Genomic DNA, 9,316 nt, shown 5'->3' with positions numbered 1-9,316 from the left:
CAAACAGTGCATGGAAAATCATCTAGAATAACCATCAATGACCACCCTATTTTTAACAATTTACCAAGACCATTAACAGTGGCTCGTTACCATAGTTTAGCCGCCACCTATTTACCTAGAGAGCTAACGGTCATTGGCGAATATAATTCAACGCCTATGGCTATCATAAGCGAAACAGATAAAGTGCTAGGGTTTCAATTTCATCCTGAGTCAGTGTTAACGACAGATGGAACTACTCTATTACAACAAAGCATTAACTATTTATTAAAAAGCGACCAGTAATATGAATACAGTACAACTTGATTTAATTCACCTGGCGATGACAAATAAGTCGCTAACGAAACAACAAACATACAAACTTTTTACAGATGTTGTAAAAGGTGAAATGGACGACATCGCGTTATCTGCACTGCTAAGCGCTTTAAAAGTACGTGGTGAAACACCTGAAGAAATTGCCGGTGCGGCCCAAGCATTAGCAGACAATGCTTTACCATTCCCAGAGTTAGACTTTGAAACGGTCGACAATTGCGGTACGGGCGGTGATGGAACTAACACAATTAATATTAGTACGACGTCGGCCATCGTGGCTGCAAGCATGGGTATTAAAATGGCCAAACACGGCAATCGAAAAGTATCATCGAGTACCGGTTCGGCAGATGTACTTTCTGAGCTAGGTATTCCATTAGAAATGACTCCGGAACGTGCTAAAGAATGTTTAGTGGAGACCAATTTAACCTTTTTGATGGCGCCTCATTATCACAAAGGTATCAAACACGCTATGCCAGTACGCCAAGCATTGCGAACTCGTACTATTTTTAATGCACTAGGTCCTTTAGTAAATCCAGCCAAGTGTGAAACCAACATTATCGGAGTGTACGACCCGGATCTTTGCCGCCCAATGGCAGAGTCGCTTAAGTTACTAGGAAAAAAACGTGCTTGGGTCGTTCACGGATCGGGAATGGATGAAGTAGCTGTCCATGATGTAACAAAGGTCGTTCAACTGAAAAACGGTGAAATTACTGAGTTCGAAATTAAGCCAGAAGACTTTGGTCAAGTGAGATACACAATTAAAGACTTAGTTGGTGGCCAACCAAAACTTAACGCTAGCATTATTCGTCAAATATTAGCTGGTGAAGGTGAACCAGCACACAATGCGGCCGTAATAATTAATACTGCGCCATTGCTTTACTTGATTGATGAAGCTGACTCACTTATGAGTGCCGCTAAAATGGTTGAAGAAGCACTTTCATCGGGTCAGGCATTACAAACTTTACAAGAATTCGTTGAAGTAGCGAACCGTTAAAAGCCTAGGAAGTAACGAATGAGCACCCCAAATGTATTAGAAAGGATCGTCGCCGACAAGCGTATAGAAGTTGAGAGCAGAAAAGCCAACATGCCTCTCTACGCTATCGAACCTGGATTACAAAAAGCGACTCGTAGTTTTTACAACGCACTTAAAAAAGACAAGCAAAATAATGGTGCAAGTTTCATTCTTGAGGTTAAAAAAGCAAGCCCTTCTAAAGGATTGATCAGAACCCATTTTGATTTAGACGAAATTTGCCAAGCTTATCGTCAATACGCATCGTGTGTTTCGGTACTTACTGATGAAAAGTACTTTCAAGGTGATTTTGAGCGACTACCTAAAGTAAGGGAGTTGTTACCTCAACCAATACTTTGTAAAGATTTTTTCATCTCTGAGTACCAGGTTTATTTGGCTCGATTTTATGGTGCAGATGCCATTTTGTTAATGTTATCTGTTTTGGACGATGAGACATATGAATCATTAGCCAAAGTCGCCCAACAATATGATATGGATATTCTTACTGAGGTCAGTAATGAAGAAGAAATGCATCGTGCGGTAAAGTTACAGGCCAACATTATAGGTATTAATAATCGTAATTTACGTGACCTTTCGACCGATTTAAATCAAACACCAAAGCTTGTGGAGTTATACGAGTCACTAGTTGAGCCTAAATTTCGTGAGAATACACTGATCATCAGTGAGTCAGGTATTTATACTCATCAACACGTAGCACAGTTATCATCGATTGCTGATGGCTTTTTAGTTGGTAGTTCTTTGATGGCTGAACCAAATCTAAACCTTGCTTGTCAATCATTAGTAGTCGGCAAAACAAAAGTGTGTGGAATTACTCGTGCAGAAGACTTAGTAACGTTGGCTAAAAACAATATCGAGTATGCTGGTTTAATTAATGTAGTTGGCTCACCACGTTTTATCGACATGAATAAAGCAGTATCTGTTATCCAAGAAGCTTCACAATTGTTAAACAACGACGTAGCAATTCAAGGTCAAGTATGTGTAACACCAAGGATGCCTAAGTTAGTTTTGGTAACGCGAGACCAACAAATAAACGATTTGGTTAAAAATGTGAGTTCTCTTGGTGTCACCGCTATTCAATTACACGGCAATGAAGACACACAGTACATCGAAGAATTGCATAGCAAGTTACAAAAACTTAATTGCCATATTGAGATATGGAAAGCCATTGGAATTAGAGCTTTTGGTAATGATTCGTCGCATAACGACACGACTGACCAAAACAAAGTAGCCATTGAATTAGAAGCGGCGATAGATGCTTTGCCAAAAGAAATCATTAGCAAGATAGTGCTAGATACTAAATCAACGAATGGTCAATCTGGTGGTACCGGTACAACCTTTGATTGGAACGTCTTAGCTTCTCTCTCATACCGGTTTGATATTCCTGAAATCATTCTTGCTGGTGGCTTGTCTCCTGAAAATATCGTCAGTGCTCGTCAACAATTAGCATCAGGCTTTGATTTGAATTCGGGCGTTGAAGACAGTGCTGGTAAAAAATCAGCGACAAAAATCAAACAAATTTCTAACTTTTTATTTGGTCCCTACGAGGCTTAAGGAAAACCATGAGTACAAAAACGAAGTCCCTACCTGCGTATTTTGGTAAGTTTGGCGGTATGTTCGTGCCAGAATTATTTGTACCCGCGCTGGAACAATTAGAACAAGCATATATTGACGCGATGGACGACGAAGCGTTTTTAGCCGAGTTTAATGGTCTGTTAAAAGACTATGCAGGCCGACCTACTCCGTTAACATTATGTAAAAACCTAACGGCAGGAACAAAAACAAAAATTTATTTAAAACGTGAAGATCTTTTACACGGCGGTGCCCACAAAACCAATCAGGTTCTAGGCCAAGCACTATTAACAAAACGAATGGGCAAGTCTCGTGTTATAGCCGAAACTGGTGCAGGTCAACATGGTGTTGCTACCGCGCTAGCTTGTGCATTACTTGGTCTTGAAGCGCGAATTTATATGGGTGCGAAAGACATAGACAGACAACAGCCAAACGTATTTAGAATGAGACTGATGGGTGCTGAAGTGATACCGGTAAATTCTGGGTCAGGTACCCTGAAAGATGCGGTGAATGAAGCTATGCGTGATTGGGCTTCTACTTATGAAGATAGCCATTACCTATTAGGCACTGCGGCTGGACCACACCCATTCCCAACGATTGTTAGAGATTTCCAAAAAATGATAGGCGAAGAAGCCAAACAACAAATCCTTGCAGCCGAAGGTCAATTACCAGATAAGGTGATAGCTTGCGTCGGTGGTGGCTCTAATGCTATCGGCATGTTTAACGACTTTATTAAAGAAGAAGGTGTAGAGCTTATTGGTGTTGAGCCAGGCGGTAAAGGTATAAAAACTGGTGAGCACGGTGCTGCGCTTGCCGTTATCAAAGAAGGTATTGATTCAACAGGGATATTACATGGTGCCTTTACGCACATTATGCAAAACCCAGATGGTCAAATTGAAGAAAGCTACTCAATTTCAGCTGGTTTAGATTATCCGGCGGTAGGTCCACAACACGCACATTTGATGCACACTGGTCGTGCTGACTACGTGGCAATTGATGATGATGATGCGTTAGATGCCTTCCAGCTATTAGCGAAACGTGAAGGAATTATTCCTGCAGTGGAGTCTAGCCATGCCCTAGCCTATGCAATCAAGCTAGCGGAAGCTGAGCCAGAAAAGGAACAAGTACTGTTGGTAAACCTATCAGGCCGTGGTGACAAAGATCTTACCCATGTTCATGAGGTTTTAACGGAAAAAAGCAAACAACAAGGAGCACTATAATGAGCCGCTATGATGCAATGTTTAAACAGTTATCGGCCGACAATCAAGGTGCGTTCATCCCTTTTGTCACGATTGGCGATCCAAGCATAGAGAGAAGTTATGAGATCATCTGTCAACTGATTAAATCTGGTGCAGATGCGTTGGAATTGGGCCTTCCGTTTTCAGATCCAATTGCAGACGGCCCTACGATTCAAAAAGCCAATATTCGTGCGTTAAATAATCCAATCACAACCGAAGACTGCTTAGATCTAATTAAACGAGTGAGATCTGAGTTTCCAGATACACCTATTGGATTACTGTTATATAGTAACCTTATCATCGCAAAAGGTATTGAGAGCTTTTACCAAAGTTGTTACGACGCGGGTGTTGATTCCATCCTAGTTGCTGATGTGCCCATTAGAGAAAGCAAACCATTCAGGTTAGCTGCCAAAAACGCTGGCGTAGAACCCGTGTTTATTGTACCACCTTCAGTGAGTGACGAGACTTTGCGTGCGGTTGCATCCTATTCACGCGGTTATACGTATTTATTGAGTCGTGCTGGTGTCACAGGCGCAGAGACTAAAGCAAGTATGCCACCGGAAGTTATGGTGAATAAACTAAAGGAATATCATGCGGCACCACCGGTACTTGGTTTTGGTATCTCTGCTCCAGAACAAGTATCACAAGCATTAAAAGCAGGTGCAGCTGGTGCCATTTCAGGTTCAGCAGTCGTCAACATCATCGAAGAAAATGTTGACGATCAAGCCGGTTTATTAAGTGCGCTCGATTCATTTATTTCGTCAATGAAAGCGGCAACGCAAAAAGCCCCCTAACAGAAAGCGCTGTTACGCGTCTTCACGCAAGAAACAAACTTTGCGTGAAACAATATAAACTGTCCCCTAAATAAAAGGCCTCGTTTTAAGAGGCCTTTATCTAATAAACTTTAATAACCTAACGTCTTATGCAATACCAATGTATTTGTGGACTTGAACAGACAAACGCCAGTTCTTTTCCATACACGTCTCAATCGCTAATTTAGTCGCGCTCACCTTTTGGCTGATCGGCTGTAAATAAATAAGCGTGCCTGGTTTAACAGGAGCCTTTTCTAACAACTCCTCTAAGTCCTCTACGTGTACTTGTCTTGCAATTGGGTGCTTTATCTCGTTAGCACGTGACATGCTGGAAGCCAACACTTCATAACCGCCAGCCATTTTTATTTTAGGAGAAACAGTAACCCATGTTCCCTTTGGCACTTGGATTTCGAAAGTACCGCTGGTTTCTATTTGTGTTGAATATCCGTGCTCGTGTAATAAATCACAAAGTGGGTTTAGGTTATACATGGCTGGTTCACCGCCAGTAATAACAACATGTTTAGAACGAAACCCTTGTTTGCGTATCAACTCTAAGACTTGTTCTGCAGTTGCTGAGCCCCAACGCTCATCTTCATCAGTCTTACTTGGTATTTGAATGACTGGAATTTCATCTTCTGAATTATCTGACCATGTGTGTTTGGTATCGCACCATGAACAACCAACCGGACAACCTTGTAAGCGAAGAAAAATCGAAGCAGTCCCCGTGTACTGGCCCTCTCCCTGGATGGTTTCGAAAAATTCATTTAATTTGTATTTTGTCATGGTCAACCTAAACTATTACCTACATTCATCTTTTTAATGAATACAAATTCGATTAAAATCGCGGAATCGAAAATTATATCAAAAAACTCATCAAACGGTGAGTCTTTAAAAGGCCCAGTTATGACTCAGAAAGTCGTTGTTATATATTCAGGGGGAATGGATTCATTTACCGTTCTAAATAGAGCAATTCAACAAGGCTTTGACGTTCACGCACTTACTTTTAACTATGGACAACGTCACGTTAAAGAAGTGGAGTATGCAAAGCGTGTATGTGAGAAGCTTGGCGTTCCGCACAAAATTGTCGATATCAGCGCGATTAACTCAATAATTGCAGGCTCATCTTTGACCGACGATATCGACGTCCCTGAAGGACACTATGAAGACGACAATATGAAATCAACGGTAGTACCTAACCGAAACATGATCCTATTGTCATTAGCAATTGGTTACGCGGTGTCACTTGAAGCTACAAAAGTGTTTTATGGTGCTCATTCTGGTGATCATGCGATTTATCCAGACTGTCGCCCTGAGTTCGTTCAAAAAATGCAAGACGTAGCGGCAATTGCTAATTACGAACCTATTGAGATTGTCGTCCCGTACCTAAACAATGATAAAATTGAAATCCTTGCAGATGGTCTGCAGATGGGACTTGATTACACGGATACGTGGACTTGTTATAATGGAAGAGAACAGGCATGTGGTAAATGCGGAGCGTGTGAAGAGCGCTTAGAGGCATTTGCCAAAAACAACGTTGCCGACCCTCTCAAATACGAGTCATAATTATATTGTGAAACAAGTAAACAATGCACTATCGAGGCTAGAGGATGAAATTAGTCAAGAGTCGGCTTCTGAACGGTTTAGCCAACTCGATTTGGCCTTGATAGATGTGTTGACGACCACTCCCGTTTCAGAATATGAATTGATCAAAAAGCTTCAACAAGCTCCTTATTGTATTTTTGCCGAGTCACAATTAACCGACCCACTCGACTTATTTCAAGTCCATTTTATTCTTTTTAATCGTTTATATAACTTAAAAAAAACATTCAATGAGTCAAATCAATTAGACCTAGAGATTCATACACTTGGTATTAAGCTAGTTATACTGGCAAATATACCCTCAAATAACCAATCTCCAAAACACAATGAAGGGCCTGTCGCCTTAATAACTAAAAACCAGCTCTATTCAGATGAAACCCAAGCCCAACAAAAGTTAAGTGAATATTACTTAAACTGGGAGAATTTTAACGCCGCGAGTTCAGCGCAAGTAGAGGAACTATTGACTTCATTTTGGCGCCGTTATAGCCGACAAGAGAGCTCGATAAGAAACAGCAAAGATACGGAGGCTATAAAGTGGGCGTTAACGATATTAAAGGTCTCTAAAGAAGAGTGGAAAGCGGCAAGTCAGGAGCTCAAGGTCCAAACTCGTTTAATAAAAATGGCTTACAAAAAACAAGCGAACAAGTCGCACCCAGACAAAGGCGGCAGCACCGAACGCTTTAAAGAAGTGACTAAGGCCTATCACATCTTAATCAACATTGTTTAACCCTTACTGCAGACAAAACACCCGGCTATTTATTATTTTTAAGTAACCAGCTATTCAATAATTTTACCTGCCCACATTTTTGCGCTGCGTAGGTTAGCCTCAAAGCATTAGATAATATTGTACTGTCGTCCCAACCGGTTTGTTCCCTTATTTCATTGAGCACTTCCTGAGCGGGTTCCGTTAAATAGCCACGGACTTCTTTCTTTCCTTGATTGGCTTTGCGTTCGCGATATCGTTTTTGTTTTTCAGCGTTCGTTAACGGCATGTAATTTTCCAAAGAATTAGTTTTTAACTAAATAGTTTTTCACTGTTCAGAGTTGTTTAGCGTACAAGTGTACGCTAAATTAGCGACTTACAAATTTTAATCAAAATATAAGCGCTAACAAAATGATACAGAAAAACAGTTACGATAAAAACGATTTAATTGCATGTGGAAATGGCGAGTTATTTGGCCCGGGTAATAGCCGACTTCCATCTGACAATATGTTAATGATGGACCGCATCGTTTCTATTACAGAGGATGGTGGTGAATTTGGTAAAGGACAAATCGTAGCAGAGTTAGACATTAACCCTGATCTTTGGTTTTTCGCATGTCATTTTAAAGAAGATCCGGTTATGCCAGGGTGTTTAGGTTTAGATGCAATGTGGCAGCTAGTCGGCTTTTTCTTAGGCTGGTCAGGTGGTCCAGGTAAAGGTCGTGCACTAGGTGTCGGTGAAGTTAAGTTCACTGGTCAAATCTTACCAACCGCTAAAAAAGTCACTTACCGTATCAACCTAAAACGAGTTATCAAGCGCAAATTGTTCATGGGGCTTGCCGATGGTACGGTTGAGGTAGACGGTAAAGTAATCTATGAAGCTAAAGATCTTAAAGTTGGATTATTTACTGACACGTCTAGCTTCTAATTTCACATGGCTTTAGATAAAAAACCTAGCTAAAGTTATAAAGATTTATTAATGAACAGTGGCAATTGCCATGCTCTTTATTAAAAACTTTGGCCAATAAACTAGAAAGCTCGCCAGTGGCGAGCTTTTTTGGTTGTATGGATTATTTATAAAGTCCGAGGTTTTTATCTCCAATGGCCTCTCGATAACCTCCGAGCCATTGTGATTTAGAATCTTGAGAATGATATGGGCATACTTCTTTCGAACGTCCTAAAATACCTGCTTTGTATCCTTGTGAATGTGCTCTGTCCAAGCGGTCACGTTTTTGTCTTTTCATAGGCAGATCCTCTTTTTATAGTCAAAAACCGGCTCTCGAAAACTAATCCGAAACACCGTAGTTATATGAATAGTAAATTACAGAGGGATGATCAACCGTTATTTTGAAACAAAACGGTAAAAAAAAGTAAGCCCCTGATAGACAGGGGCTTTTTTAATAGACTCAAAGGTTATATAAAGCGTCTTCTAATAACAGCAAAGAATGAAAGCGATGCAATCAGCCATACTGGCAACGACATTCCTTGGCGTTCATACGGAGGATTCTCAATATCTTCGCACTGTTCAATTTCGCCACCAGATAATGGGTTAAGCAGTACAGATACTGTCGTGGTTGTCATCACTTTATTGCCATCATCATCTTCGATTTGCTCACCACGCTCATCAATCGCAACGGTCTCTTTAATGGCTGTCGCACTGATTTGATTATTACTGTTGATGTCGGCGACTTCAACAATCTCATAATCTGAGTTACAACCAATTAAATCGTTTAAATCAAAAAAAGCCTCTGATTCGATGTTATACATGAAGGCATGTTTTCTGCGTTGCGAAGACGTTGTAAGCTCGTATTCAGCGACGCCGACAACCCATCCTTTGTCATTTATTGCTTGTGCAGAGCTTCCAGCTGACTTGTAAAACGTAGTTGGCGTCGATAATTCATTAGTGTTGGTATCATAAACAAAAAACTTGTTTTTAGACTCTCGCCACTCTCGTAAATAACCTACAACGACACCGTTATTATTTATATCTTGAGCATAACCACTCAAAAAATCTTCGTTATCTTTAATGAGTTGTTGCGTCTTACCGTTCTTAAACA

The 9,316-nt window shown here is 40.7% G+C and carries 12 protein-coding genes; 8 read left to right on the top strand and 4 right to left on the bottom strand.

The window, feature by feature from the left end:
* From AC4E96_RS05990 to trpA, 5 genes are all read left to right on the top strand, one after another.
* Positions 1-282, top strand: a 282-nt coding sequence (locus AC4E96_RS05990) for a glutamine amidotransferase-related protein (RefSeq protein ID WP_490255190.1), incomplete at its 5' end; no start/stop codon positions are given.
* Between the two features lies 1 nt (position 283).
* Positions 284-1,303 (top strand): anthranilate phosphoribosyltransferase, encoded by a 1,020-nt coding sequence (gene trpD / locus AC4E96_RS05985; RefSeq protein WP_488033071.1) that lies wholly within the window; start codon positions 284-286, stop codon positions 1,301-1,303.
* A gap of 18 nt (positions 1,304-1,321) precedes the next feature.
* Complete coding sequence (gene trpCF, locus AC4E96_RS05980) at positions 1,322-2,890, top strand: bifunctional indole-3-glycerol-phosphate synthase TrpC/phosphoribosylanthranilate isomerase TrpF (protein WP_490255189.1); 1,569 nt, start codon at positions 1,322-1,324, stop codon at positions 2,888-2,890.
* 8 nt (positions 2,891-2,898) lie between these two features.
* On the top strand, positions 2,899-4,128 hold the full coding sequence (trpB, locus tag AC4E96_RS05975) for a tryptophan synthase subunit beta (protein WP_490255188.1): 1,230 nt from the start codon (positions 2,899-2,901) through the stop codon (positions 4,126-4,128).
* Complete coding sequence (gene trpA / locus AC4E96_RS05970) at positions 4,128-4,940, top strand: tryptophan synthase subunit alpha (protein ID WP_490255187.1); 813 nt, start codon at positions 4,128-4,130, stop codon at positions 4,938-4,940. Before trpB ends, trpA begins: the two co-directional genes overlap by 1 nt.
* 126 nt (positions 4,941-5,066) lie before the next feature.
* Here trpA and queE read toward each other — a convergent pair whose 3' ends face one another.
* A complete protein-coding gene (gene queE / locus AC4E96_RS05965) occupies positions 5,067-5,741 on the bottom strand; it encodes a 7-carboxy-7-deazaguanine synthase QueE (RefSeq protein ID WP_490255186.1) in 675 nt (224 codons plus the stop codon).
* Between the two features lie 120 nt (positions 5,742-5,861).
* On the opposite strand from queE, the gene queC reads away from it, so the two are divergent.
* Together queC and AC4E96_RS05955 are read left to right on the top strand one after the other, a co-directional pair.
* Positions 5,862-6,521 carry a 7-cyano-7-deazaguanine synthase QueC gene (queC, locus tag AC4E96_RS05960; protein WP_488033066.1) on the top strand — a complete coding sequence of 220 codons (660 nt, stop codon included), beginning with the start codon at positions 5,862-5,864 and terminating at the stop codon, positions 6,519-6,521.
* 7 nt (positions 6,522-6,528) lie between these two features.
* Positions 6,529-7,284: a DNA-J related domain-containing protein gene (locus AC4E96_RS05955; protein WP_490255185.1), complete on the top strand. Its 756-nt coding sequence runs from the start codon at positions 6,529-6,531 to the stop codon at positions 7,282-7,284.
* A gap of 25 nt (positions 7,285-7,309) precedes the next feature.
* Here the strand turns inward: AC4E96_RS05955 and AC4E96_RS05950 are convergent, their stop codons facing one another.
* On the bottom strand, positions 7,310-7,549 hold the full coding sequence (locus AC4E96_RS05950; RefSeq protein WP_488033064.1) for a hypothetical protein: 240 nt from the start codon (positions 7,547-7,549) through the stop codon (positions 7,310-7,312).
* Between the two features lie 122 nt (positions 7,550-7,671).
* Here AC4E96_RS05950 and fabA point away from each other — a divergent pair, with 122 nt between their 5' ends.
* Positions 7,672-8,187, top strand: coding sequence for a bifunctional 3-hydroxydecanoyl-ACP dehydratase/trans-2-decenoyl-ACP isomerase (fabA, locus tag AC4E96_RS05945; protein ID WP_488033063.1), 516 nt, complete (start codon positions 7,672-7,674; stop codon positions 8,185-8,187).
* A 142-nt stretch (positions 8,188-8,329) separates the two neighbouring features.
* Here the strand turns inward: fabA and rmf are convergent, their stop codons facing one another.
* Together rmf and AC4E96_RS05935 are read right to left on the bottom strand one after the other, a co-directional pair.
* Complete coding sequence (gene rmf, locus AC4E96_RS05940) at positions 8,330-8,503, bottom strand: ribosome modulation factor (protein ID WP_488033062.1); 174 nt, start codon at positions 8,501-8,503, stop codon at positions 8,330-8,332.
* Positions 8,504-8,672: 169 nt separating this feature from the next.
* The coding region (locus tag AC4E96_RS05935; protein WP_490255184.1) for a DUF3466 family protein at positions 8,673-9,316 on the bottom strand (644 nt) is incomplete at its 5' end.

The sequence above is a fragment of the Psychrosphaera sp. genome (assembly GCF_982872775.1).
The sequence above is the reverse complement of the archived record's forward strand: the minus strand, read 5'-3'. Positions and strand labels throughout refer to the sequence as shown.

Bases quoted from the DNA above. Each gene is read 5' to 3' on its own strand.
- trpD (WP_488033071.1), top strand. From the start codon at position 284: ATGAATACAGTACAACTTGATTTAATTCACCTGGCGATGACAAATAAG.
- rmf (WP_488033062.1), bottom strand. From the start codon at position 8,503: ATGAAAAGACAAAAACGTGACCGCTTGGACAGAGCACATTCACAAGGA.
- trpB (WP_490255188.1), top strand. From the start codon at position 2,899: ATGAGTACAAAAACGAAGTCCCTACCTGCGTATTTTGGTAAGTTTGGC.
- queC (WP_488033066.1), top strand. From the start codon at position 5,862: ATGACTCAGAAAGTCGTTGTTATATATTCAGGGGGAATGGATTCATTT.
- fabA (WP_488033063.1), top strand. From the start codon at position 7,672: ATGATACAGAAAAACAGTTACGATAAAAACGATTTAATTGCATGTGGA.
- trpCF (WP_490255189.1), top strand. From the start codon at position 1,322: ATGAGCACCCCAAATGTATTAGAAAGGATCGTCGCCGACAAGCGTATA.
- queE (WP_490255186.1), bottom strand. From the start codon at position 5,741: ATGACAAAATACAAATTAAATGAATTTTTCGAAACCATCCAGGGAGAG.
- trpA (WP_490255187.1), top strand. From the start codon at position 4,128: ATGAGCCGCTATGATGCAATGTTTAAACAGTTATCGGCCGACAATCAA.
- AC4E96_RS05950 (WP_488033064.1), bottom strand. From the start codon at position 7,549: ATGCCGTTAACGAACGCTGAAAAACAAAAACGATATCGCGAACGCAAA.